The sequence below is a fragment of the Mobilicoccus pelagius NBRC 104925 genome (assembly GCF_000247995.1).
Classification (GTDB): Bacteria; Actinomycetota; Actinomycetes; order Actinomycetales; family Dermatophilaceae; genus Mobilicoccus; species Mobilicoccus pelagius.
Genome location: NZ_BAFE01000027.1, coordinates 101,835 through 127,435, shown reverse-complemented (window position 1 = coordinate 127,435; position 25,601 = coordinate 101,835). Strand labels below are relative to the sequence as shown.

The following is a 25,601-nucleotide window of genomic DNA, read 5'->3' as shown; positions in this document are numbered from 1 at the left end:
CCCGATCAGAGGGCGAGGTGCGGACGCAGACGCTGCGGCGTCCACGTGCGCTGCGACCGCGCCGCGTAGATCGTCACCGCGCCCGACAGGACGATCCACGCGGTGAGCGAGGCGACCGCGGGGCCGACGTGCAGCCCACCACCGGCGATGAGCGACCGGAACGCGTTGACGCCGTACGTGAGCGGCAGCCACGGGTGGAGCTTCTGGAAGAACTCCGGCGAACTCTCGATCGGGTAGGTCGCCCCCGCCGCCGACAGCTGCAGCACGACGAGGACGAGCGCGACGAACCGTCCCTTCGTGCCGAGCGCCGCGACGAGCGCCTGGTTGATCGCGATGAACGCGAGCGACGTGAGCACCGCGAGGGCGAACAGCGCCGGCAGGTGCGCCACGTCGAGGTCGACCCAGTACCGGACGACGAGCACCTGCAGGATCGCCTGGCAGATGCCGAGGAGCGCCGGCGTGGCGTACCCGGCGAGGGCGACCCGCCACGACGCCGCCGTCGAGGCGATGGCCCGCTTGGGAAGAGGACGGATGACGAAGAACATGCCCATCGCGCCGACCCAGAGGCCGATCGCCATGAAGTAGGGCGCGAGTCCGTGACCGTAACCGGGCACGGCGTTGATGCGGCTCACGTCGGCACGCACTGGGTCGGCGACGACCTCGCCGAGCTTTTCGCGGTCGTTCTTCGAGTACGACGGCGCCTTCTTCGCACCGTCCTGAAGACCGGTGGCGAGCTCGTCGCTGCCCTTCGCGAGCTCCTTGCTGCCGTCGACGAGCTTGCCGGTGCCGTCGTTGAGCTTGCTTGCGCCGTCCTGCGCGTCGGCGGTGCCCTTGGCGAGCTTGCTGGCGCCGTCGTCGAGCTTCTGCGCGCCCTGCGCCGCGCTGCGGGCACCGGTGGAGAGCTGCGTCGCCCCGGCTGAGAGCTTCGTCGCGCCCTGCGCGAGCTGGTCGGCCGCGGTGGAGGCTCGCTGGATGCCACCGACGAGCTGCGGGGTGGCCGCGGCGAACTTGTCGAGTCCGGCCGAGAGCTTCTCCGAGCCGGTGGCGAGCTGGCCCGTCGCCGTGGCGAGACGGTCGGCACCCGTCGAGGCGTCACCGATGCCCTTGGCGAGGGCGGGGATACCGTCGGCAAGCTTGGTGAGCCCGTCGCGGAGCGGCGTCGCGCCCGTGCCGAGGCGGGTCGCACCGTCGGCGAGACGGGTGGCGCCGTCGGCGTACTTCGTCGCGCCGTCGGCGAACTTCACGGCACCGTCGGCGAGGGCCTGCCCACCGATGGCGAGGTCACCCGCGCCCTTGGCGAGGGGAGCCGCGCCCACGGCGAGACGCTGCGCGCCCGTCGCGACCGCGTCGCTGCCCTCGGTGAGCTGCGGCCCGGTGGCCGCCACGGCGGCGAGCTGTTCGCAGTACTGGGGAGCCGCACCCGACTTCTCGCACGAGGCGGCGAGCTGGGACACCGCGCCGGTGTACCGCCCGACCCCCTCGGAGGCCTTCGTCGCCCCGGCGGACAGGTCCTGCGCGCCGGTCGCAAGGGTCTTCGTGCCGGCGGAGAGGCGGTCCGCGCCGTCCGCGAGCTTGTCGGCGCCGGCCCGCAGGCCGGCCGCACCCGTCGTGAGCTGCCCCGCGGCGGGCGTGAGCTGCTGCCCGGCCTTGCCGAGGGCGGTGGCGCCGTCGGCGAGCTTCGTCGCGCCGTCGGCGAGGGCCTTCGTCTGCGTGGGGAGCTGGGACACGGGCGCCTGCGCCCGCTTGAGCCCGTCGCTCAACTTCGTGGCGCCGTCGGCGAGCTGACGGTTGCCGTCCGCGACCTTCTTCGCACCGGCCGACAGCTGCCCCACCTGCTGAGGCAGGGCCGCCGTCGACGACTCGAGCTGGCCGAGACCCTGGGCGAGCTGGGTGTTGCCGCTCGCGAGGGTCCCCGCGCCGTCGGCGAGGTCACCGGCGCCGCTCGAGAGACGACCGATGCCGCCCGAGAGGTCGCCCGTGCCGGCGGCGAGCTTGTCGGCGCCGTTCGCGAGGTCGGACAGGCCGACGGTGAGTCGCTCGGTGCCCTGGTCGAGCTGGCCGGCGCCCGAGGACAGGTCCTTCGAGCCCTTCGCGAGCCTGCCCGCGCCGTTGCCGGCGTCGGTGAGGCTCTTCTTCACGGTGTTGAGACCGACGTACACCTTGTCGAGGTACTGCTCGCTGAGCTGGTTGCCGACCTCACCGGCGACGACACGCCCGATCGTCGAGGCGATGTTGCCCGAGAGGTAGCTCACCGCATCGTTCGTCTTGAGGTCCATCGTCGCTGCACGCACCCCGTCGGCGTCCTGCGTCGACACCGCGGCCGACGAGAAACCCTCGGGGATCGTGAGGACGGCGTAGTACGTGCCGTCCTCGAGCCCCTTGCTGGCGGTGTCGGCGTCGGTGAGTTCCCAGTCGAGATTCTGCTTGTCGGTGCTCGTCGTGAGCTTGGACGCGACGAGACGACCCACCATGACCGGCTGCTTCTTGCCGTCGTCGCCCGTGATCTCGACCATCTCGTCGTTGTTGACGACGGCGGCGGACATGCCGTTGAGGTGCGTCGTCACGTCACGGTTGGCCCACACGAGGAGGCCACCGTAGAGGCTCGGCACGGTGATGATCGCGACGAGGACGATGCGGCTGAACCAGGAGCCGGAGAATCGTCGGAACTCCGCGCTGGAGAGGGACGGGAGGAAGGACATCAGGGCGTCACCTTCGGTGAGTGGTCGTGCGTGTCGTCCGGAGCGGCCTCGTCGCCGTGGGCGTCGCCGCCGTGGACGGGCTGTCCGGCCTCCGCCTCCGGAGCGGACCCGGCCGGGACGTCGTGGACGCGGGTGGCGTCCGGGATGCCGTGGACGGTGTGGACGACGCGGGTGGGCGCCTCGTCGGAGCCCTCCTCGCGGGTGTCGTGGACGTGGACGAGGGGCGTTCCGGTGAACGGCCTCGTGGCCGTGTCGAATCCCTCGTGACGACGCGTGTCGCCCCCCTCGTCAACACGCGGGAGGTCCCCCGCATTTCCGGGAGTGGCGTCCCCGGATGCCGCCGCGGCGGGCGCCTCCTCCGGGGCCGGGCGTCGTCGGCCCTCTGCTGCGGGATCGTCGCCCCGCCCCTCCCAGAAGTCGGACCAGGTCCCGAACGCCGCCCCGGAGGCGGCACCGGCGCCGGGGCCGACGCCGGGGGCGGGCGCGGTCACCGGACGCCGTGCACCGCGCGGTTCGGCGTCGCCACCGACCTGGTGGCGGCCGACCTCGACGATCGTCACCTCCTCGACCGGGACACCGGCGAGGTGGGCGATGTGCTCGCGGGCCATGGGCTCGGTCGAGGCGCCGATGACCGAGACCGTCTGGCCCGTCTCGCGCGCGGACCGCACGAGGTGGCCGACGCCCGCGACGACGGCCCACCGGTCCGCTTCGGAACGGAGTTCGCCGTTCTCGTCGAGGACGAGGACCCGCGGCTGCTCGACGAGCGCGAGGACGACGCCGAGCAGCTCGCGCTCGACGCTGTTGAGGTCGCCGACGTACCACGTGGGGTCGATCTGCGTGCGCGGGACGACGGCCCCCTTCACCTCTCGCGCCGCGACGAGGGCCGCCGTGAACCGATTCATGACGCGGTCGATGTCGCGGCGCCGCGCCCACGGCATGAGCGTGCGGGCGCTGAGGCGCTCGGCGATGTGCCCCGCCACGGTGAGGGCGTCGTCGAGGTCGTTGATGCCGTGCATCTCGGCGAGGGCCACCCGGCGTTGAACCGCCGCGGCCTGCTCCGGGAGCAGGTACCCCGCGACCTCGACGACGCCCTGCTCGAACGGCATCCGCCCCGCGAGGGCGAGGAGGATCGACGTCTTCCCCGACCCGTCGGGCCCCTGCACAAGGCACACGCCCGGCTCGTCGAACGCGAGGTCGAGATCGGAGACGACGACGCCCCGACCGCCGCGGATCGTCACGCCGCGGGCCTCGACGACCCGGTTCGGGTGCTCCCGCACCTCACGGTTGCGTTCGAGATGGTCGTGCACGACACCTCCTTCGACGTCCATGTGGGGCAGCGTCCGGTCGAGCACGGCCGGGAACTCCCACGTGTGCCGCCCGCACAGCGCGAGGGCGGCGGGGATGAAGATCATGCGGACGACGAAGGCGTCGAGGAGGACGCCGACGGCCAGTCCGAGCGCGATGGGTTTGAGGTTGGCGTCGCCGTGGGGGACGAACGACGCGAACACGGCGACCATGATCGCGGCGGCCGCCGCGACGACGGGTCCGGAGGACGTAAACCCCCGCACGACGGCGTCCTTGGGCGAGGCGCCGCGCACGTGGGCCTCCCGCATGCGGGAGACGAGGAAGACCTGGTAGTCCATCGCGAGGCCGAAGAGGACGCCCATGACGATGATCGGCATGAAGCTGATGACGGGCCCGAGCCGCGTCACGCCGAACACGTCGGAGAACCACCCGTGCTCGAACACCCCCGCGATGACGCCGAACGCCGCCGTCGTCGACAGGACGAATCCGAGCGTCGCGGTGAGCGGCACGAGCAGCGACCGGAAGACGATCGTGAGCAGGAGCAGCGAGAGCCCCATGACGACGAGCGCGAACGGCAGCGTCGCCCTGGCCAGCCGGTCGGACACGTCGATCTGAATCGCGGTGTGGCCCGTGACGGCGAGCTTCGTGTCGTACTTCTTCTCGAGGCTCGGCAGGCGGTCACGCAGGTCGCGGACGAGGTCGGCGGTGCGCGCGTCGGTCGGTCCCGTCTCGGGGATCGCGACGACGACGCCCGTGTCGGCCTTGCGGTTGGGCGTCGAGAGCGTCACCCGTTCCACGCCCGGGACGGCCGCGATCTCCTCCTCCAGGTCGTCCATGAGGGCGAGGGGGTCGTCGGAGTCGATGATGTCGGCGGTGACGAGCAGCGGCCCGTTGTCGCCGGGGCCGAAGTGCTCGGCGACGAGGTCGTACTCGCGGCGCGGGGACTCCGTGAGGGCCATCGAGCCGTTGTCGGGCAGTGCGAGACGCAGGTCGAGCGCCGGCACCGAGAGGGCGACGAGCGCGGCGGTGACGAGGACGACGGTGACGAGCGGCGCGGCGGTGACGGCGCGGACCCACCCGTGTGCCCAGCGGCTGTGGTGCGTCCCATCACCGTCGCGGGCCCCGCGCGGGACCAGCCGGGCGCCGAGCCTCCCCATGAGCGCGGGCAGCAGGGTGATCGCGCTGAGCACGGCGATCGCGACGCCGCCGGAGGCCGCGACGCCCATCGTCGACAGGAACGGCAGGCCCGCGAGCGACAGACCGAGGAGCGCGATGAGGACGGTGAGACCGGCGAACACGACAGCGCCGCCCGCCGTCGCGATGGAGAGCGCCGCCGACTCCTCCGGGTCGGAGCCCCCCGCGAGCTGTTCCCGGTGCCGGGCGAGGATGAACAACGCGTAGTCGATGCCGACGGCCACACCGATCATGAGCGCGAGGAGCGGCGCCGTGCCGGGCACGTCGACCGCGGCCGTGACCGTCATGATGACCGCCCCCGTCGCGCCCGCCCCTGCGAGGGCGGAGACGAGCGGCAACGCGGCCGCCCGCAGCGACCGGAACATCACGTAGAGGACGATCATCGCCACGACGAGACCGACGACCTCGAGGAAGGAGATCGTGGGCGGCGGGGACATGAACGCCGACCCGCCGACCTCCGCGGTGTAGCCCTTGCGGCGGAGCGGCCCGACGGAGTCGGTGAGGGCGTCGCGCGTCTCGTCGGTGACGTCGACGGCCTGCCCGTCGAGCTGCACGTTGACGAGCGCGGCGCGCCCGTCGTCGCTGAGAGCGCCCTCGATGCCGTCGTCGTAGGGGTCAGCGACCTCGGAGACGCCGTCGACCTTCTCGAGGCGGGAGACGAGGGCGTCGACGTCGGCGCGGGTGCCGGAGTCGGTGGCCGTCCGCCCCTCGGGAGCGACGACGACGATCTGTCCCGCCGCCCCGCTGAGCTCGGGGAACCGCCCCTGGAGCGAGTCGAGGGCCTCCTGCCCCTGCGAACCGGGGACCTCGTACACCTCGCTCGTCCCCTCGCCGATCACTCCGGCCGCGATGCCGAGGAGCGCGAGGACGACGAGCCAGGCGCCGATGACGCGGCCTGCGTGCCGGTAGCAGAACCGCCCCAGCTCGAACAGGGATGACGACACGTGCAGCTCCTCGCGGACATGGCTCGATACAGAACCGTATTGAATTCACGACTGTACTCGATACGATTGTGTATCGTGAAGTCGTCAGCAGGTCCCCCGTGCGCACGAAAGGCCCCACCCATGGCGGCAGACGACGGCGCGGCCACGCGACCGGCACGCGAATCATCGTCGCAGAGGAACGAACCGGTCTCCACCCGTCGCCAGGCGACGCGCGACCGACTCCTCGACGCGACCCGTGACGTCGTTGCGACGAAGGGGTTCCACGGGGCGAGCGTCGAGGAGATCTGCGAGTCGGCCGGCTTCACCCGCGGTGCTTTCTACTCCAACTACGCGGACAAGGACGAGATCGTCCTCGCCCTCGTCCGACGCGAGCAGGACCGGGTGTTCGACTCCGTGCACGCCGGTACCCGCATCGGCCCCGGCGACACCCTCGAGGCGACGATCGAGGCGATCCTCGCGACCCAGGACCCGGACCGGGAGATGTTCCTCCTCCAGGCGGAGATCACGCTCCTCGCCCTGCGCACACCGGAGTTCGCCCGCATCGGCGCGGTGGCGGAGAGCATGTCCCGAACCCGCATCCACGACATCCTCGCCGAGGGATTCGCCCGACTGGGCCTCGAACCCGCCGTCGCCCTCGAGACCGTCGCCGAGACCGTCGTCGCCGTCGCCTCGCGGTCCATCGAGCACGCCATGCTCGCAGGCGAGGAAGATCTCCTCGCCCTCGCGAGGGAGGCCCTACCGCACGTCCTCAAGGGACTCACCCGCCCCCGCCGGGACGCACCGACCGGCAGGTGACGCGCCGGTAGGCACGCCGATGCGCCCTCGATTCGCCTCGCCTCAGCGGAAACTCGTCTCCCGGACTCCTTGTGATCGCTTCCCGGCAGCCGATGGGGCGGACGATGAGAATCGAGCGAGCCCCGTGGCGCGCGACCTTCCCGGAGGACGACCCCCGGGCGTCGCGTCGTTCCGTGCTGCTCCTCGGCGGCCTCGGCGCGGGCGCGTTCCTCGCCGGTCGTGTCGCCGGTGACACCGCGAGTGCCGCCCCGCCCGCCGCCGCGGCGCACCGCGGTGCCGGGCTCCCCCACCCACCCGCACCGCCACCACCGGGCACACGGGCCCAGGAGCCGTTCGGTTCGGGTGCGCTCGGCAACTGGGGGCGCTCCCGCCACGACGCCTCCGATGCCGCGACCGACGTGGCCGCCGCCGCCGGTGACGGGGTCCACCTCCTCGGCGACTCGATCGGGGCTCGTCTCCTCCCCGTGCTGAGAGAGCGGTTCTCCCCCCGCCCCCTCTCCCACGACGTCTGGAACGGGCGCCCCACGGCCCCGGCCCTGGACCGGCTCGCGGACTCCGCCGCGGCGGGTCGCCTCGCCCCCACCGTCCTCGTCGTCTGCGGGAGCAACGACGTGTTCGACCCCTGGCACCTCGAGGAGCAGATCCATCGGGCCCGCGCGATCGTCGGACAGCGCCGTCTCGTCTGGGTCACGCCGTACGTGAGCCGCCCCTCGGCGCGATCGGCCGACATGCGCAACTGCGCGATCCTCGGCCTCGCCCTCGAACGCGCCGCCGCTGACGGGACGATCGAACTCGTCCGGTGGTTCGAGTTCGTCGCCCGTGTGGCGAAGGACGCGGAGGACTACGTCGAGGACGGCGTCCACCCCACGCCCCGCGGCGCGGCCGCCCTCGCCGACCTCATCCTCGCCACCCTGGGCTGAGATCCCCTCCCGCGCCTCGGTACGCGCGGAGGACCGGTCTCCGCTCCGGAGCGTGTCGGTCAGGCGCAGCTGCCGGGCGCGGCGACCTCGAAGCGCACCCGACGCTCGGCGATGCGGGCCTCCCGCAGCGTGACGGGCACACGGGCGCCGAGATCGGCGTGGCCGCCGGCCCGCCCGACGACGGCCGGGTCGGCGAGCTGGACGACGAGCCCCTTCTCCCCACGGTCCTCGACGACGACGGCGTCGAACGTCTCCCCGACGCGGTGGGCGAGCTCGGCCGCCTCGGCGGCATCGGTGCAGGCCCGGGCCACGGAAGAGGCGCGCCGGTCACTGTCGGACATGAGGGGTGGCAGCTCCGGCAGCGCCTCCCGCACCCAGGCGGGCGCCTCGGCGCCGGCGTCGAGCGCCTCACAGATCGCGAGATCGAACCGGTCGACGAGTCGTCGCAGCGGGGCGGTGACGTGGGCGTACGGCGCGGCGATCGCGGAGTGGCGATCCTGCTCGGGCGGGGCACCGTCGAAGGGGGTGTACCCGGCTCCGCGGAACAGGCCCGTCGCCGCGTGGAGCAGTGCGAGATCGCGCGGTCGGAAGCCGTCGAGGGTCCGGAGGAACGCGCCGTAGGACAGGTCCGCGGGCCAGGGCAGACCGAGGGCCTCGGCCTGCCGCCGGAACCGCGCGACATCCTTCTCCGCGGGCTCGGGCATCGTGCGGAGGAGGCCGACTCCCCCGTCGAGCATGAGTCGGGCCGCGGCCATGCCGGTGAGGAGGGAGATCTGGGCGTTGTGGTCCTCGGCGGGTACGAGGGGACGGAACGAGAGGCGGTAGCTGCCGTCGGGCTCCCGGTCGATCTCCTGGTCGGGGATCTGGAGGCTCGCTCCACCACGGGCGAGTTCGCCGACGGCCCGCAGCTCGCCGATGCGGGCGAGGAGGGGCAGCTGCGCGTCGGTGCGGGGGTCGACGGCCTCGCCGTGCCCGTCGAGGAGGGCCTGGACCTGCCCGTAGTCGTATCGGGCGACGCTGCGGACACGCTGCCGCCGGACGTGCGCCTCGACGAGCTCACCCACCGCGTCGAGGCGGAGGTCCCACACGTACGCGGCGCGGATCTCCCCGGGCAGGAGGCTGCAGGCGCCCTCGCTGAGGACGGCCGGGTGCAGGGGGGCCCGCTCGTCGGGGAGGTAGAGCGTCTGGCCGCGGCGGCGCGTCTCGGCGTCGATCGCCCCGCCGGGACGCACGACGACCGAGAGGTCGGCGATCGCGTAGCGCACGCGGAACCCCTCGCGGTCGGCCTCGAGGTGCATCGCCTGGTCGAGGTCCATGCTCCCGGGCGGGTCGATCGTGAGGAACGGCAGCTCGGTGGCGTCCGGCAGCTCCGCTGCGGCGGCCCGCGCCCGATCCACGGCCTCGTCCGCCTCCGCCTCCACCTCGGGCGGGAACGCCGTGGGCACGTCGAACTCGGTACGGACGGCGTCCAACGCCGCCTCGAGGGTCGCGTCGTCACCGGCGAGGCGGTAGCTGGGGAGCGGCATGCGTCCAGCCTAGGAGACGCGCTTCCCTGCGGGCGGGGTTAACGCAGGTGGGAAGTGTCGTTGACGAACTCGACGACGACACCGCCGTCACGCCACGTGCGGATCGACGTGAGCGAGCACGGCGCCGTCGCGAGACGCCACACGTGCGGACGCGGGAGGCCGAGGACGTCGGCGAGGATCACGCCGATCGGGCCCCGGTGGGTGACGAGGACGAGCGTCGGCGACACCGCCGGTGCTCCCCCCGCCTCGGTGCGGGCGGCCTCGTCGCGGAGCTCGTCGACGAGACGACGCATCGCGGGCAGGACGCGATCGGCGAGGTCGGTATAGCTCTCCCCGCCGGGCGGGGGCACGTCCTCGGCGGTGCGGGACCGCTGGAGCGAGTCGACCTCCTCGCGGGTGAGCTCGGCGACGGTGCGCCCCTCCCACGAACCGAAGCACAGCTCATCGAGGTCGGCCTCCACCTCGGCGGGAACGCCGAGGGTCGCGGCGACGGCCGCCCCCGTCTGTCGCGCCCGCTGCAGCGACGACGTGACGACCCGCACGACACCCCCCCGGCCGAGGAACGCCTCGACGCCGCGGGCGGCCGCGCGGGCCTGCGCCGTCCCCTCCGCGGTGAGCGCCGGATCCGATCCACCTCGTCCGTCGAGCCGCCCCTGCCGGGTGTATTCGGTGACACCGTGACGCACGAGTGCGATGCGGACCGGTGGGGAGAGGTCCGGCGCCGGGGTCGCCGCCGGCGTCGCCGCCGCGCCCGTCGGAGCCGGCGTCCCGGTCATCGCAGTCGTCTCGTCCTCCGCCCCTCCCGAGACGGAGTGCACGGTCGCCTCGGACGCCCCAGTGGGCTCGGCCGTCCCGGCCGTGGTCGCGGCCCCCTCCTGCACGCCCGACCGCCGGGTGAGCACTTCACGCCATCCGGCCGGCGGGGGTGCCGCCTCGCCCGGGTCGTCCTCGTCCCCGGAGCCCCCGGGCGCGGAACCCCCGGGGGTGCGGTCGACGTGGCGACCGTCCATGCCCTCGTTGGAGAGGGCGTCGGCGGCCTTGTTCTCGGCGCGGGGGATCCACGTGAAGTCGACCGACCCGCCGTTAGCCACGACGTCGGCGACGAGGGCCCGCGCCTCCCGCGCGAGCCGCTGCATGTCGGCGTGCTTGATCTTCCAGCGTCCGCTCATCTGTTCGACGACGAGCTTGGAGTCCATCCGCACGTCGATCGCGACGGGCTCGCCCGCGGCGATCTCGAGCGCCGCACCCAGGCCGACGATGAGGCCGGTGTACTCGGCGACGTTGTTGCTCTCCTTGCCGAGCGGTGCCGCGAGTTCCCGCAGTACCGAACGGCCCTCGCGCACGAGGGCGCCGTAGCCGGCGACGCCGGGGTTGCCGCGGGAACCGCCGTCGGCCTCGACGACGAGACGACGCATCGCGCTCACAGGCCCGACTCCGTCGTGCGCACGAGGATGCGACGGCACTCCTCGCAGCGGACGACGTCGTCCTCGGCGGCCTTGGCCACCCGCGCGAGGTCGCTCGGTCCGAGTTCGAGATGACAGCCCTCGCACTGGCGTCGACGCAACGGAGCCGCCCCCGTCCCCGAGAGACCCCGGATCTTCTCGTAGAGCGCGAGGAGATCCTCCGGGACGCCCGCGGCGAGGTCGGCACGGCGGGCGGCGATCTGGGCACGTTCGGCGTCGAGGACCGCCGTGACGGTGGCCGCGGCCTCCCTCGCCGCCGTGAGGTGGGCGACGATCGGCTCGCGGTCCGTCTCGAGCGCGGTGACCCGCCCGTCGGCCTCCTCCGCCCGTTCCATGACCTCGAGCTCGACCTCCTCGAGCTCGTCCTGGCGCCGGGCGAGGGAATCGAGGTCCTGGGTGAGGGCCTGGAGGTCTTTCGCCGACCCCTGGCCGGCGTCGAGACGGGCACGGTTGCGCGTCGCCCGCTCGCGGACCTGGGTGACCTCGGCCTCCGCCGCCGCGACCTCGCGCCGCACCTGTTCGGCCTCCGCGCGGGCGCGGTCGAGCTCGGCGTCGAGCGCCGCGAGCTCGCCGGTGACGGCGTCGACCTCGGCGTTCTCGGGCAGCGTCGCGAGACGGTGCGCGATCTGCGCCTCGCGCGTGTCGTCCTCCTGCAGGTCGAGGAGGCGGAGCTGGGAGGCGGGGTCGGCCTTCACGAAGGGTCCTTTCGTGTCCGTGGGAGACGGACGGGGATGCGGTTCGGATGGCTCCGGTGCGGGCGGTCCGAGGCCGGGTGGCGACGCAGTCCGGTCAATTCCCGGCGAGGTCGTCGGAGTTGCCGGTGTCGTCGTCCGCGTCGAGGTCGGCGAGGTCGCGGGCGCCGACGGTGAACGTCCACGGATCGGTGACGAGCGTGCTCACGTGATGCTCGACGACGGCGCCCGCCTCGCTGAGCCCGGCGAGGGCGTCGCGCAGACGACGCGAGGCGTCGGCGAGCCACAGGTACTCCGTCGCGAAGTGGCCGCCGTCGACGAGGTACGGGGTGCCGCCCCGGGCCTCTTCGCGCGCCTCGAGCGCGGGGTGGTGTCGCAGGTCGGAGGTGACGTACACGTCGGCGTCGCACGCCCGCACGGCATCGAAGAGCGAGTCGCCCGCACCGCCGAGGACGGCGATGCGACGGACGGGTGCGTCCGCCGGTCCTGAGACGCGCAGGCCCCCCGCCGTGGCGCGCAGGCGCGAGGAGAGACGACGCGCGAGGTCGCCGAGCGAGATCGACTCGGCGAGGTCACCGACCCGGCCGAGATCCTGGCCCTCCTCGACGGTGAGCGTCTCGACCTCGCCGAGTCCGCACGCCTGCGCGAGGGCGTCGCACACCCCCGGCCATGCGACGTCGGCGTTCGTGTGGGCCGAGTAGAGCGCGATGTCGGCGACGACGAGTGCCGTCACGGTCGCGCCCTTCGCGCTCGTCGACGCGACGGAGTGGACGCCACGCAGGAGGAGGGGGTGGTGGGTGATGAGGAGATCGGCGCCCGCGTCACGGGCCTCCTCGACGACGCCGAGGGTCGGGTCGACGGCGTAGTGGATGCGACGGACCGGCTGGTCGGGATCTCCGGTGGTGAGGCCTACCCGGTCCCATGACTGCGCCGTGCCCGACGGGTAGAAACCCTCGAGGAGCTCGACGACCTGCGCGAGCGTCACCATGTCCGCGTCGTCCCCCGTGGCCCCGGTGGTGCGGGGACTCCCGGCGTCGCGATTGTCGTTCGTCATGTCTCGTGCCTTCCCCTCGCTCGGCCCGCCCGTGAGGCCGGTCTCTCGTGACGGCCAGCCTACTGAGCGGCGACGGTGTCGCGGACGACCCGACCCCGGAGTGCCGGGACGGCGGGCGAGCGCCCAGGGGGGAGATGGTGGGCCCGGCCGGGCTCGAACCGACGACACCCGCGGTGTAAACGCGGTGCTCTACCACCTGAGCTACAGGCCCGTGCCCGCGGACGGGCGAGTCGACGCCACCGAGAAGCCCGGCGGACGCACGACGTCCATTATCGCATCCGGGGACGCCGAGGCAGGAACGACGTTCGCGACGTGGACCCCTCCCCGCCGCGACGACGTGTCAGGCGCCGACGAGGTCGGCGAGGGTGCGGTGGAAGCCCGAGAAGTCACGCTGCTCACCCGGTCCCGTGACGAGCGTCCACGCGATCGTGCCGTCGGGGACGACGAGGAACGTGCCCCGTGTGGCGAACCCGCCCTCCTCCTCGAAGACGCCGTAGGAGCGGGCGACCTGCCCGTGCGGCCAGAAGTCCGACAGCAGCGGGAAGAAGAACGCGTCGGAGTCGGCCCAGGCGCGCAACGTGAACATCGGGTCGCAGCTGATCGCCACCGTCGTCACGTGCTCGCTCTGGAACCGCGCGAGATCGTCACGAATCGCCTGGAGCTCCCCGGTGCATATCCCCGAGAACGCGAACGGGTAGAAGACGAGGAGCGCGGCCCGGTCGGCCGTCAGCTCCTCGAGCGTGACGACCTTGCCGAACTGGTTCGTCAGGGCGAAGGCGGGAGCCGCGTCACCGATCGAGAGGGGAGTCATCCCCCCAGTCTGCCAAGAACGTTCGCTCCTCGCCTGCGCTCGGGAGAGCCCGAGAGCGGCGAGTCGCGGAGCGGCCCCCGACTCGTCAGCGGCGGTTCGTCCTGGGCGCCACGAGGCGCGTCGCCGACCACTCCGGGGTGAGGTTGACGCTCACGGACGCGTGGAGCCCCGCCGTCTCGGCGGCCTCGGCCACGTCGCTCGCGTCGACGTCACCGTCGAGACCCACCTTGGGAGTGAGCAGGACGATGAAGCCGTGGTCCTCGAGCGTGACGAGGGCGTCGACCAGTGCGTCGGTGAGATCACCGTCGTCGTCGCGCCACCACAGCAGAACCGCGTCCACGACCTCCTCGTAGTCCTCGTCCTCGAGGCCACGGCCGACGACGGCCTCGATCTGGGAACGGAGCTCGTCGTCGACGTCGTCGTCGTACCCGAGCTCGAGAACTACCTGGTCTTCGGCCAGACCCAGTTTGGAAACCGGACCCGCCGTGGACGTGCCAACCACGCGCATCAACCTCTCATGAGTGGGCGGCTTGGCCGTCCCGATGTACCGTTTCGACTCTAGTGCAGCGGCTCACGTGCGATCTTGCAAGCACGCGGGCCCGATCGCCGGGCGATTCGCCCCCGTGGAGGCGGGCGAGAACGCCCCCGGACGAGGATGTGACTGTGGGCCGACGGACGGCGCGAACCCCCGCGATACGGGTCGACACGACCCCCTCGGGGCCCACGACGCGACCCCGCCCCGACACCGTCGCCGTCGAGGAGCCCCTCGAGATCCGTGTCGACGGTACCCCGCTCACGACGACGATGCGCACACCCGGCGACGACTTCGACCTCGCCCTCGGCTGGCTGCTGTCCGAGCGCGCGATCTCGCAGGCCGAGGACGTGGCGGCGATGATGCACTGCACCGACGTCGACGAGTCCGGCTCCCCGACGTTCAACGTCGTCGAAGTGACCCTCACCCCCGGCGCCGAACTCGCCGAAGGCGTCTCGGCGCGTCGCAGCTACACCTCGAGCGCCTGCGGCATCTGCGGCTCCGAGAGCATCGAGGCCGTGATGAATGCCGACACGCCCGATCTGAGGGCGAGCGGCGGCGACGTCCGCGTCGACCCCGAGGTGCTCTGCGGTCTCGTCGACACGATGCGCGCCCACCAGGTGGGCTTCGACCGCACCGGAGGGGTCCACGCCGCGGCGCTGTTCACGACGGACGGGGACCTCGTCGCGCTGCGCGAGGACATCGGTCGGCACAACGCCGTCGACAAGCTCGTCGGGTGGGCCGCACGCGAGGGCCGGTCCCTGCGGCGCGACCACGTCCTCCTCGTCAGTGGGCGGGCGGGCTTCGAACTCGTGCAGAAGTGCGTCCTCGCCGGCGTCCCCGTCATGGCGGCGGTGTCCGCCCCGACGAGCCTCGCGGTCGATCTCGCCGACCGCGCCGGTCTCACCCTCGTCGGATTCCTGCGGCCGCCGCGCTTCACCGTGTACTCCGGGGCCGAACGGCTCGGAGTCTCCTGATCGCGTCACCGCCCCCGGGAGCGGACCGCGTGCCGCGAGGGCGCCCACGGCGTCACGCGCCGCGCCACCGCGTGCCGCAGGTGGCCCCCGACGCCGCGTCGACGCGCCCCTGCGCACCGCTGCGCGTGCGGCGAGCACTATTCTGACCGTGACTAAGGTCGCTTTCGGCGACTGTGACCGGCAGAAAGGACACCCCGTGCGACCGGTTGACAAAGGCCCGATCATCAACGGCCTCGCGAGCAACTTCCCGGACATCGATCCGCAGGAGACCCAGGAATGGCGTGAGTCGCTCGACGCTCTGATCGACGCCCACGGTCAGCAGCGCGCCCGCTACATCATGCTCAGCCTCCTCGAGCACGCGCGCGTGCGACAGGTGGGCGTCCCCTCCCTCACGACGACCGACTACGTCAACACCATCCCCGTCGAGCAGGAGCCCTGGTTCCCCGGCGACGAGGACATGGAGCGCGCGTTCCGCCGTCTGATCCGCTGGAACGCCGCCGTCCTCGTGCACCGTGCGCAGCGGCCCGGCGTCGGCGTCGGCGGCCACATCTCCACGTACGCCTCCGCCGCGACCCTCTACGAGGTGGGCCTCAACCACTTCTTCCGCGGTCAGAACCACCCCGGCGGCGGCGACCAGGTCTTCTTCCAGGGCCACGCCTCCCCCGGCATGTACGCCCGCGCCTACCTCGAGGGCCGTATCCCCGAGGCGCAGCTCGACGGGTTCCGCCAGGAGCACAGCCACGTCGTCGACGGCAGGCCGCTCGCCCTGCCGAGCTACCCGCACCCGCGGCTCATGCCGGAGTTCTGGCAGTTCCCCACCGTGTCGATGGGTCTCGGCCCGATCAACGCGATCTACCAGGCGCAGTTCAACAAGTACCTCCACAACCGCGGCATCAAGGACACGTCCGAGCAGCACGTGTGGGCGTTCCTCGGCGACGGCGAGATGGACGAGGTCGAGAGCCGCGGCGCCCTCCAGTGGGCGGCGATGGAGGAGCTCGACAACCTCACGTTCGTCGTCAACTGCAACCTGCAGCGCCTCGACGGGCCCGTCCGCGGCAACGGCAAGATCATCCAGGAGCTCGAGGCGTTCTTCCGCGGTGCGGGTTGGAACGTCATCAAGACCGTCTGGGGCAGCGGCTGGGACGAGCTCCTCGCCGCCGACAGCCAGGGCGCGCTCGTCCACCTCATGAACAGCACGCCCGACGGCGACTACCAGACGTTCCGCGCGAACGACGGCAAGTACGTCCGCGACTTCTTCTTCGGACGCGACCCGCGCACCCGCAAGCTCGTCGAGAACTGGACCGACGACGACATCTGGTGGAAGCTCCGCCGCGGCGGTCACGACTACCGTAAGGTGTACGCCGCCTACGACCGCGCGATGCGGCACACCGGCCAGCCGACCGTCATCCTCGCCAAGACGATCAAGGGTTTCACCCTCGGCAGCTCCTTCGCGGGCCGCAACGCCACCCACCAGATGAAGAAGTTCGCCCTCGCCGACCTCAAGGCGCTGCGCGACACCCTGCACATCCCGGTGAGCGACGAGCAGCTCGAGGCCGACCCGTACCAGCCGCCGTACTACAACCCCGGCCCCGACGACGAGCGCATCCAGTACCTGATGGAGCGCCGCGAGAAGCTCGGTGGATTCGTCCCCGAGCGCCGCTCCGGCAAGCAGCACATCCACCTGCCCGACGCCTCCGCCTACGGCTCGCTCAAGAAGGGCTCCGGCAAGCAGCAGGTCGCGACGACGATGGCGTTCGTCCGGCTGCTCAAGGACCTCATGCGCGACAAGGAGTTCGGCAAGCGCGTCGTGCCGATCATCCCCGACGAGGCCCGCACGTTCGGGATGGACAGCTTCTTCCCGACGAGCAAGATCTACAACCCGCACGGCCAGAACTACACGGCCGTCGACGCGGAACTCATGCTCGCCTACAGGGAGTCGGCGACGGGGCAGATGCTCCACCTCGGCATCAACGAGGCCGGGTCCGTCGCCGCGTTCACCGCGGCCGGCACGAGCTACTCGACACACGGCGAGCCGATGCTGCCCGTCTACGTCTTCTACTCGATGTTCGGCTTCCAGCGCACCGGCGACGCGATCTGGGCGGCCGCCGACCAGATGAGCCGCGGGTTCCTCATCGGCGCCACCGCCGGACGCACCACCCTCACCGGTGAGGGCCTCCAGCACATGGACGGCCACTCCCCCGTGCTCGCCAACACGAACCCGGCCGTCGTGCACTACGACCCGGCCTTCGGGTTCGAGATCGCGCACATCGTCGAGAGCGGCCTCGAGCGCATGTTCGGCGAGGACCCCGAGGACGTCATCTTCTACCTCACGGTCTACAACGAGCCGATGCAGCAGCCGGCCGAGCCCGACGAGGTCGACGTCGACGGGATCCTCCGCGGCATGTACCTCTTCCGTGCCGGTGACGGCGGGGGCCTCGACAACCCCGACTCCGCACCGCGTGCGCAGCTCCTCGCCTCCGGCGTGGGCGTGCCGTGGGCCCTCGAGGCGCAGCAGCTCCTCGAGGAGGATTGGGGTGTCGTCGCCGACGTGTGGAGCGTGACGAGCTGGGGCGAACTCCGCCGCGAGGCCAAGGCCTGCGACGAGCAGCGCTTCCTCCACCCCGATGCCCCCCAGCGCACCCCGTGGATCACGCGGTGCCTCGAGGACGCCCCCGGCCCGGTCGTCGCGACGAGCGACTACGCGAGCGAGCTGCAGGACTTCATCGCCCCGTGGGTCCCCGGCGACTTCTCCGCCCTCGGCGCGGACGGTTTCGGGTTCTCCGACACCCGCCAGGCGGCGCGCCGGTTCTTCCACATCGACGGCCCGTCGATGGTCGTGCGCACCCTGCAGATGCTCGCCGCGCGCGGCGAGGTCGAGGACTCGGTGCCGCACGCCGCGGCGAGCAAGTACAAGCTGCTCGACGTCACCGCCGGTGACTCCGGCAATGCGGGCGGCGAGAGCTGACCCGTACGCGCGTCCTCGCCCAGGCGAGACCGGACGCCCCGCATCCCCTCGAGGATGCGGGGCGTCCGCACGTCCGGGGGCAAGCCGGATCCGGAGCAGCGGGGCCCGGAACAGGTGCAGGACGCCTCGCGACGGGGCCGTGACCAGGGGCAAGGCGAGAGGCGGGAGGACGGCCTCGATACCGACGAAGACATGACGGCCCCGACGATCACGCACGCACCGGACCACCTCCGCGCCGTCACGCTCGCGATCTGGCAGGCTCTCGGTGGCCCCGCGGAGGAGGCCCGACGACTCGCCGACCGCCTCGTCGCCGCCGAGGTCGCCGGCCACCCGAGGCACGGGGTCGGGATGATCCCGGAGTATGCGGCGTCCCTCGCGGCGGGGCCCCTCCCCCTCGGTCGCCACCCGGAGGTCGTCGCCGACACCGGCGTCGTCGTCACCCTCGACGCGGGGATGGGTCCCGCCCAGGTGACGGCACGCGACGCGATGCGTCTCGGCATCGAACGGGCCGCGACGCACGAGGCCGCCGCCGTCGGTCTGCGCCGTACCCACCACATCGGTCGGGTCGGCCACTGGGCCGAGCAGTGCGCCGCTGCGGGCTCCGCGACGATCCACCTCGTGAGCGTCACCGGCGAGACCTCGTCGCCCACACGACGGCGCGGCCGCGCGGATGGGCACCAACCCCGTCGCCCCGGCGTCCCCCCGCGGCGACGGCAGCACCGTGCTCGCGGACTTCGCGACCAGCCACCTCGCCCTCGACAAGACGCGCGTCGCCCACCATGCCGGGCGACCCGTCGCTGGGCCGCGTCCTCGACGTGCGCGAAAGCACCGCGGAGGTCCTCCTCCCCGGCGATCCCGAGCACCGCTCCCGTGAGCGGCTCGGCCACGACGGCATCACGATCGCCCCGGCCATGTGGGCGCAGATCGAGGAGGTCACCGTCAGCGCAGGTCGCGACCCCGCCGACCTTGCGGCCGACCGCTGTCCGCCGACCGTCGTCCGCCGACCGTCGTCCGCCGACCGTCGTCCGCCGACCGTCGTCCGTCGTCCGTCGTCCGCCGACCACGCCCCGACGGCAGACGACCCCGAGCCCTCCTCCTGCGTTCCGTCCTCCCCCTCCGGCCGGGCGCCCCGTCGTCCACCGCGGGGGCACCCGGCCGGGCGGGTTAGGGTGACGCCCATGTGCGAACCGAGGTGCGGGGAGGAGACCATCCAGCGCCTCGAACGCTCGATCGGCGCACTCACCACCGCCGCGAACGGCCACCTCGAGGCGACCCTCCCGTGGTACCGGGCGCTGCCCGCCCAGGAACGGTCGTGGGTCTCCCTCGTGGCCCACACGGGCCTCACCTCGTTCCTCCGGTGGTGCAAGGGCCTGGACGAGACCGCCCGCCTCCGCTCGGTCGTCTTCGGCGCCGCCCCCACCGAGCTCACCCGCTCGATCTCCCTCTCGCAGACCCTCGACCTCATCCGTGGGGTCCTCGAGGTCGTCGAGTCCAAGGTCGACGACCTCGCCGCCCCGGGTGAGGAGATGGCACTCTCGGAGACGATCCTCCGGTACTCCCGCGAGGTCGCGTTCGCCGCGGCGCACGTCTACGCCCATGCCTACGAACGGCGCGGAGCGTGGGACGCCCGGCTGGAGTCGCTCGTCGTCGACGCGCTGCTGCGGGGCGACACCGACGAGGACATCTCGCTGCGCGCCAACGCCCTCGGGTGGGCCGACACGGCACCCGTCCTCGTCGCGGTCGGGCGCGCCCCCGACCACACCGACATCGGGATGGACGCCCTGCGCCGCGACGCCGAACGACGCGGCCTCGCCTGCCTCCTCGGCGTCCAGGGGCGCACCCTCGTCGCCGTGCTCGGCGGAGCGGAGGTGCGCGAGGCCGTCGCCGCCCTCGCCCCGCACTTCGGAGACGGGCCGGTCGCCGTCGGCCCCGTCGTGCCCCGGCTCTTCGCCGCCGGACGCTCCGCCCGGGCCGCGATGTCCGGACTCCTCGCCGCCCCCGCCTGGCCCGGCGCACCACGCCTCGTCGAGGCCGACGACCTCCTCCCCGAGCGGGTCCTCCTCGGCGAGCGGCCCGCCCGCGCCCACCTCGTCGACCGTACGTTCACCCCGCTCCAGGCCGCAGGCGGGGATCTCCTCGCCACCGTCGAGGCCTACCTCGAGTGCGGCCGGGTCCTCGAGGCCACCGCGCGGTCCCTGTTCGTCCACGCCAACACGGTCCGGTACCGCCTCGGCCGCGTCGGCGACCTCGTCGGGCTCGACCCCACCTCGCCCCGCGAGGCGCACGTCCTCGCGACCGGCATCGCGCTCGGGCGGCTCGCGCACTCCGAGAAGCGGTTCCACGGCTCCGGGCGCACCGGCGACTGAATCGACTGAATCCTGCCCCGTCGCCACCGGATGCCGAGAGGCCTCGTATGAGCGGTCGCAGGTCTCCGTCGTTCCCGGCGTCGCAGCCACACGCGCCCCACGAGTTGGAGGATTCCTCCAAAAGACCCGTCGGTAATTGTCACCGTCCGAGACTGACCGGCAGACGCTCGTCCGGGAGGCTGAACGAGTGCTCGTCATCGCCTGCCCTGGACAGGGCTCCCAGGTCCCCGGTCTCCTCTCCTCGTGGCTCGAGCTGCCCGGCATGCAGGCCCGGCTCGAGTCGTACGCCGACGCGGCCGGCCTCGACCTCCTCGCCCACGGCACGACGTCCGACGCCGAGACGATCCGCGACACCGCGGTCGCCCAGCCGCTCATCGTCGCGAGCGGCCTCCTGAGCCACGCTGCCCTCCTCGACCCCGACGGCACGGACGATGCCCTCCGCGTGCCCCCCGCCGTCGCCGTCGCCGGTCACTCCGTCGGCGAGTTCACGGCCGCCGCGCTCGCCGGCGCCCTCACCCCGGCCGAGGCCCTCTCGCTCGTCGGTGTCCGCGGGCGCGCCATGGCGCAGGCGAGCGCTGCCCACCCCACCGGGATGAGCGCCGCCCTCGGCGGTCGCCCCGAGGAGGTCCTCGCCGCGATCGAGAGTCACGGACTCACCCCCGCGAACGTCAACGGCGCGGGACAGATCGTCGCCGCCGGCGACCTCGAGGCCCTCGCGGCCCTCGCCGCCGAACCTCCCGCCCGCACCCGGGTCGTCCCACTCTCCGTCGCCGGCGCGTTCCACACCCGCTGGATGGCCCCGGCCGTCGACGCGCTCGCGCAGGCCGCGGCCACCGCGGCCGTCGCCGACCCCGTCGTGCCGATCGTCTCCAACCGTGACGGCGAGCCCGTCACGTCCGGTGCCGAGTTCCTCCGTCGACTCGTCGACCAGGTGAGCAACCCCGTCCGCTGGGATCTCTGCATGGAGCGGTTCGCCGCCCTCGGCGTCACCGGCATCCTCGAGCTCGTCCCCTCCGGCACCCTCGTCGGACTTGCCAAGCGCGGACTCAAGGGCGTCGCGCTCTGCGCGCTCACCGGTCCCGAGTCGCTCGACGAGGCACGGGCGTTCGTCGCCGAGCACGCCAGCGCCGTCGACGCGTCGCCGCAGCCCGTGGGTGCCGGCGTCACCGCCCGGGACGGCCGGCCGTGAGCGAGGTGCGCCTCGCGCAGCGCCGCGGACACGAGTTCACGGCGATCCTCGGCCTTGGCGACTTCCGCCCGGCCCACGTCGTCCCCAACAGCGAGATCGTCGAGGCGATCGACAGCAGCGACGAGTGGATCCGCGACCGATCGGGCATCGCCGCCCGCCGCCTCGCCACGGCCGAGGAGACGGTCGTGACGATGTCCGCCACGGCCGCCCGCGCCGCGCTCGACGACGCCGGCATCACCGCCGAGGACGTCGACCTCGTCGTCGTCGCCTCGATCACCCACCCCTGGCAGACCCCCGCCGCCGCCCCCATGGTCGCGCACGCGGTCGGTGCCCACCGCGCCGCCGCCTACGACCTCGGCGCCGCCTGCGCCGGGTTCTGCTACGGCGTCGCCGTCGCCGACGACGCCGTGCGCGCCGGCTCGGCCCGCCACGTCCTCGTCGTCGGCACCGAGAAGTTCTCCGACTTCCGCGACCCCCACGACCGCACGACGGCGTTCATCTTCGGCGACGGCGCCGCCGCCGCGGTCGTCGGCCCGTCCGACTCCCCCGGCATCTCCGCCTCGTTCCTCGGCGCCGACGGCGCCGGCGCCGGTCAGATCGCCCAGACGCGTGACTGGACGCAGGTCCGTCACGACTGGGAGACGATGCGCGACTCCGGCGTCGTCCCCGACGACCTCGCACCGTTCCCCTCGATCGGCATGGAGGGGCCGGCCGTGTTCCGGTGGGCCGTGACCCACGTCGCCGCCGTCGCCGCCGACGTCCTCGCGACCGCCGGGATCACCGCCGACGACCTCGACGTGTTCGTCCCACACCAGGCCAACGTCCGCATCATCGACGCGATGGTCAAGCGGATGCACCTGCCCGACCACGTCGTCGTCGCCCGCGACGACCTCGTCGACATGGCGAACACCTCCGCCGCGTCCGTCCCTCTCGCCCTCACCCGCCTCCGACGCGAGGGCCGGGCACGCTCCGGCGACCTCGCGCTCCTCCTCGGGTTCGGGGCCGGACTCGCCTGGGCCGGGCAGGTGGTCCGCGTCCCGTGAACGCCCCTCCCGCCCGCCTGCGCACCCCGCACCGGGCCTGCCGCCCCTGATCCCCCGCCGTACGTCGGGACCCCACGTACGCACCGCAATCCGCACCAGCCCAGCAGCACGACCACCAGCAGCACCGACACAAGGAGAAGAACCCCATGGCCACCATCACGTCCGACCAGGAGATCCTCGCGGGCCTCGCCGAGATCATCAACGCCGAGACCGGCCTCGACACGAGCGCCGTCGAGCGCGACAAGTCCTTCCAGGAGGACCTCGACATCGACTCGCTCTCGATGATGCAGATCGTCGTCGAGGCCGAGGACAAGTTCGGCGTGAAGATCCCCGACGAGGCCGTCAAGGACCTCCGCACCGTCGGCGACGCCGTCGACTACGTCAAGAACGCCCAGGCCTGAGCACCGATCGTCGGGCCGGGCCCCACGCCCGGCCCGACGATCCGCCGCCCCTCACCCCACGCACCCGCCGAACCCCGCACGTCCCGCAGGAGGAATCCACCATGTCCACCACCCGTGACCGCATCGTCGTCACCGGCCTCGGCGCGACGACGCCCCTCGGCGGTGACGTGCCCTCCACGTGGGACGCGCTCCTGGCCGGCACCTCCGGCGCCCGCGCCCTCGACGCCGACTGGGTGGCCGAGTATTCCCTCCCCGTGACGATGGGCGCGACCCTCGCCGTGCCCTCCTCCGACGTCCTCACCCGCGTCGAGGTCCGCCGTCAGGACCCGTGCGCCCAGTACGCCCTCATCGCGGCCCGTGAGGCCTGGGCCGACGCCGGCGCCCCGGGGATCGAACCCGAGCGCCTCGCCGTCGCCGTCGGATCCGGCATCGGCGGCATCGACACGCTCATCACCGCCTGGGAGGCCCTGCGCACCCGCGGCCCGCGTCGCGTCATGCCGACGTCGGTCCCCATGCTCCTCGTCAACTCCCCCACCGGCGCCGTCGCGATGGACCTCGAGGCCCGCGGCGGCGGCCACACCCCCGTGAGCGCCTGCGCCTCGGGCGCCGAAGGCATCGCCAGCGGAATCCGCACGATCCGCGAGGGACGCGCCGACATGGTCGTCGCCGGCGGAACCGAGGCCGCGATCCACCCCCTGCCCATCGGCGGGTTCGCCGCGATGCAGGCGCTCTCCACCCGCAACGACGAACCGCAGCGCGCCTCCCGGCCCTACGACGTCGGCCGCGACGGGTTCGTCATCGCCGAGGGTGCAGCCATGCTCGTCCTCGAGACCGAGGAGCACGCCAAGGCGCGCGGTGCCCGCATCTACGCCGAACTCGTCTCTGCCGGACTGACGAACGACGCCTTCCACGCCGCCGCCCCCGAGCCGGAGGGCATCGGCGCCTCCGCCGCGATGCGACAGGCGATGGAGCTCGGCGACATCGACCCCCGCGAGGTCGTGCACGTCAACGCCCACGCGACCTCCACGCCCGTCGGCGACATCGCCGAGTGCAAGGCGATCCACGCCGCGTTCGACGACCGCATCGACCACCTCGCCGTCAGCGCGACCAAGTCGATGACCGGCCACCTCCTCGGCGCCGCCGGCGCCCTCGAGGCGATCTTCACCGTCAAGGCCCTCGCCGAACGCATCGCCCCGGCGCAGATCAACCTCGACGACAAGGACCCGGCCATCGACCTCGACGTCGTCGTCGGGCAGCCTCGCCCGCTCCCCTCCGGTGATATCGTGGCCCTCGACAACAGCTTCGGCTTCGGCGGCTGCAACGTCGCCCTCGCCTTCCGCAGCGTCTGACCTCACCGCCCGGCCGCTGCCCCCCACGAGGGGCGGGGCAGCGGCCGGGTCACGGGAGGTGGTGTGGGAGACACCGATCCTCCCGTGACCGGAGGCGACCGTCGCGAGGAAGGAGGATCATGACCACCTGCTCGAACGGCGGGTGCGCCCTGCCCCCACCCCGCGCCGCGGGCGGCCGGTGCACAGCGGTGGACGGAGGCGCACCGACGTCCCGCGGGGACCGGGCCGGTGTGCCGCACGACTCGCCCTCCTCGGGCCCCGGCCATGAACAGGACACCGGCCGCGCGGCCACCACGCGTTCCGACGGCGCGAGTCGCCACGCCCACGCGCATCGTCGCCTCGGAGCTCACGACGGTACCGGCCACGACCATGCGGGCCACCATCACGGCGTCACCCCGGACGCGCAGGCGCGCCCGCTCGCTCTCGCTCTCGTGCTCCTCTTCGTGTTCCTCGTCGGCGAGGTCGTCGTCGGTCTCTCCTCGGGATCCCTCGCGCTCCTCTCCGACGCGGGCCACATGCTCTCCGACGTCGGCGCCCTCGCGATGGCGTGGTGGGCGACCCGCCTCGTGCGGCGTCCGGCCTCGGAGCAGTTCACGTGGGGGTGGCGTCGCGCCGAGATCCTCTCCGCCGCCGTCAACGGCGCGACCCTCCTCGTCGTGGGGCTCGCCCTCGCGGTCGAGAGCGTCCGCCGCCTCGTCGCCCCGCCCCCGGTCGCAGGCGGCCCCGTCCTCGTCGTCGCCGCCGTGGGGATCGTCGTCAACGTCGTCGTCGCCTGGATCGTCGCCCGCGCCAACCGGTCGAGCCTCAACGTCGAGGGCGCCTACCAGCACATCCTCACCGACCTCTACGGGTTCGTCGCGACGCTGCTCGCCGGCGTCGTCATCCTCCTCACGGGATGGACCCGTGCCGACGCGATCGCCTCGCTGCTCGTGTGCGCCCTCATGCTCCGTGCCGCCACCGGTCTGCTCCGCGACACCGGCACCGTGCTGCTCGAGGGCACCCCGCCCGGGGTCGACCTCGACGCGGTCCGCGCCCATCTCCTCGCGCTCGACCACGTCCACGCCGTCCACGACCTCCATGCCTGGAGCGTCTCGAGCGACCTGCCCGCCCTCTCGGCCCACGTCGTCGTCGACGACTCCTGCTTCCACGACGGACACGCCCCGCGTCTCCTCGACGAAGTGCAGGACTGCCTCGCCGGACACTTCGACGTCGAGCACTCGACGTTCCAGCTCGAACCCGCCGCGCACGCCGCCCACGAGCACGGCGCGCACTGAGCCGCGCTCCCGACGGACGACTCCCCGGCGCGGTTCGGGTGCGCACCCGCCCCGGCGCACGGCGAGCCACTCCCGCCGCCCCGGCGAGCCCTGGGTCGTCCT

General features: G+C 72.9%; 19 protein-coding genes, 1 tRNA gene and 1 pseudogene. 12 read left to right on the top strand and 9 right to left on the bottom strand.

All coding sequences use genetic code 11. The features are described 5' to 3' along the window. Positions 1-5 precede the first annotated feature (5 nt). Together MOPEL_RS04760 and MOPEL_RS04755 are read right to left on the bottom strand one after the other, a co-directional pair. Positions 6-2,699: a YhgE/Pip domain-containing protein gene (locus MOPEL_RS04760; protein ID WP_009481722.1), complete on the bottom strand. Its 2,694-nt coding sequence runs from the start codon at positions 2,697-2,699 to the stop codon at positions 6-8. Further along, complete coding sequence (locus MOPEL_RS04755; protein ID WP_009481721.1) at positions 2,699-6,142, bottom strand: MMPL family transporter; 3,444 nt, start codon at positions 6,140-6,142, stop codon at positions 2,699-2,701. The genes MOPEL_RS04760 and MOPEL_RS04755 overlap by 1 nt, the downstream gene beginning before the upstream one ends. Before the next feature lie 120 nt (positions 6,143-6,262). On the opposite strand from MOPEL_RS04755, the gene MOPEL_RS15735 reads away from it, so the two are divergent. Then, on the top strand, positions 6,263-6,937 hold the full coding sequence (locus MOPEL_RS15735) for a TetR/AcrR family transcriptional regulator (protein WP_009481720.1): 675 nt from the start codon (positions 6,263-6,265) through the stop codon (positions 6,935-6,937). 104 nt (positions 6,938-7,041) lie between these two features. After that, positions 7,042-7,857 (top strand): GDSL-type esterase/lipase family protein, encoded by an 816-nt coding sequence (locus MOPEL_RS04745; protein WP_009481719.1) that lies wholly within the window; start codon positions 7,042-7,044, stop codon positions 7,855-7,857. A 59-nt stretch (positions 7,858-7,916) separates the two neighbouring features. Here MOPEL_RS04745 and MOPEL_RS04740 read toward each other — a convergent pair whose 3' ends face one another. From MOPEL_RS04740 to MOPEL_RS04710, 7 genes are all read right to left on the bottom strand, one after another. Beyond that, positions 7,917-9,383, bottom strand: coding sequence for an RNB domain-containing ribonuclease (locus MOPEL_RS04740; RefSeq protein WP_009481718.1), 1,467 nt, complete (start codon positions 9,381-9,383; stop codon positions 7,917-7,919). A 38-nt stretch (positions 9,384-9,421) separates the two neighbouring features. Further along, positions 9,422-10,798: a bifunctional RNase H/acid phosphatase gene (locus tag MOPEL_RS04735; RefSeq protein WP_083841743.1), complete on the bottom strand. Its 1,377-nt coding sequence runs from the start codon at positions 10,796-10,798 to the stop codon at positions 9,422-9,424. A gap of 5 nt (positions 10,799-10,803) precedes the next feature. Further along, positions 10,804-11,541: a zinc ribbon domain-containing protein gene (locus MOPEL_RS04730; RefSeq protein WP_009481716.1), complete on the bottom strand. Its 738-nt coding sequence runs from the start codon at positions 11,539-11,541 to the stop codon at positions 10,804-10,806. 94 nt (positions 11,542-11,635) lie between these two features. Continuing rightward, the gene (locus MOPEL_RS04725; protein ID WP_009481715.1) at positions 11,636-12,592 is read right to left on the bottom strand and encodes a Nif3-like dinuclear metal center hexameric protein; all 957 of its coding nucleotides are present in this window, start codon (positions 12,590-12,592) and stop codon (positions 11,636-11,638) included. Between the two features lie 135 nt (positions 12,593-12,727). Further along, positions 12,728-12,803: transfer RNA gene (locus tag MOPEL_RS04720), tRNA-Val, on the bottom strand. Positions 12,804-12,932: 129 nt separating this feature from the next. Next, positions 12,933-13,403 carry a peroxiredoxin gene (locus MOPEL_RS04715; protein ID WP_009481714.1) on the bottom strand — a complete coding sequence of 157 codons (471 nt, stop codon included), beginning with the start codon at positions 13,401-13,403 and terminating at the stop codon, positions 12,933-12,935. Positions 13,404-13,488: 85 nt separating this feature from the next. Next, complete coding sequence (locus MOPEL_RS04710) at positions 13,489-13,911, bottom strand: DUF3052 domain-containing protein (RefSeq protein ID WP_009481713.1); 423 nt, start codon at positions 13,909-13,911, stop codon at positions 13,489-13,491. 155 nt (positions 13,912-14,066) lie between these two features. Between MOPEL_RS04710 and fdhD the strand changes: the two genes are divergently transcribed. From fdhD to MOPEL_RS04670, 10 genes and pseudogenes are all read left to right on the top strand, one after another. After that, entirely contained in the window at positions 14,067-14,912 is an 846-nt protein-coding gene (fdhD, locus tag MOPEL_RS04705; RefSeq protein ID WP_009481712.1) for a formate dehydrogenase accessory sulfurtransferase FdhD, read from the top strand. A gap of 196 nt (positions 14,913-15,108) precedes the next feature. Further along, positions 15,109-17,877, top strand: a complete 2,769-nt coding sequence (gene aceE / locus MOPEL_RS04700; RefSeq protein WP_009481711.1) for a pyruvate dehydrogenase (acetyl-transferring), homodimeric type — start codon at positions 15,109-15,111, stop codon at positions 17,875-17,877. A 54-nt stretch (positions 17,878-17,931) separates the two neighbouring features. Next, positions 17,932-18,567: pseudogene (locus MOPEL_RS18920) on the top strand (Ldh family oxidoreductase); the annotation flags it as partial. After that, complete coding sequence (locus MOPEL_RS18915; RefSeq protein ID WP_083841736.1) at positions 18,548-18,751, top strand: hypothetical protein; 204 nt, start codon at positions 18,548-18,550, stop codon at positions 18,749-18,751. The pseudogene MOPEL_RS18920 and the gene MOPEL_RS18915, both read left to right, overlap by 20 nt. A gap of 304 nt (positions 18,752-19,055) precedes the next feature. Then, complete coding sequence (locus MOPEL_RS04695; protein WP_040632970.1) at positions 19,056-20,243, top strand: PucR family transcriptional regulator; 1,188 nt, start codon at positions 19,056-19,058, stop codon at positions 20,241-20,243. 187 nt (positions 20,244-20,430) lie between these two features. Continuing rightward, positions 20,431-21,432 (top strand): ACP S-malonyltransferase, encoded by a 1,002-nt coding sequence (locus MOPEL_RS04690; protein ID WP_051992210.1) that lies wholly within the window; start codon positions 20,431-20,433, stop codon positions 21,430-21,432. Beyond that, entirely contained in the window at positions 21,429-22,475 is a 1,047-nt protein-coding gene (locus tag MOPEL_RS04685; protein WP_009481708.1) for a beta-ketoacyl-ACP synthase III, read from the top strand. The genes MOPEL_RS04690 and MOPEL_RS04685 overlap by 4 nt, the downstream gene beginning before the upstream one ends. 155 nt (positions 22,476-22,630) lie before the next feature. Then, a complete protein-coding gene (locus MOPEL_RS04680) occupies positions 22,631-22,876 on the top strand; it encodes an acyl carrier protein (protein WP_040632966.1) in 246 nt (81 codons plus the stop codon). Positions 22,877-22,977: 101 nt separating this feature from the next. After that, positions 22,978-24,225, top strand: a complete 1,248-nt coding sequence (locus MOPEL_RS04675; protein WP_009481706.1) for a beta-ketoacyl-[acyl-carrier-protein] synthase family protein — start codon at positions 22,978-22,980, stop codon at positions 24,223-24,225. Between the two features lie 119 nt (positions 24,226-24,344). Continuing rightward, positions 24,345-25,499, top strand: coding sequence for a cation diffusion facilitator family transporter (locus MOPEL_RS04670; protein WP_083841735.1), 1,155 nt, complete (start codon positions 24,345-24,347; stop codon positions 25,497-25,499). Positions 25,500-25,601 lie beyond the last annotated feature (102 nt).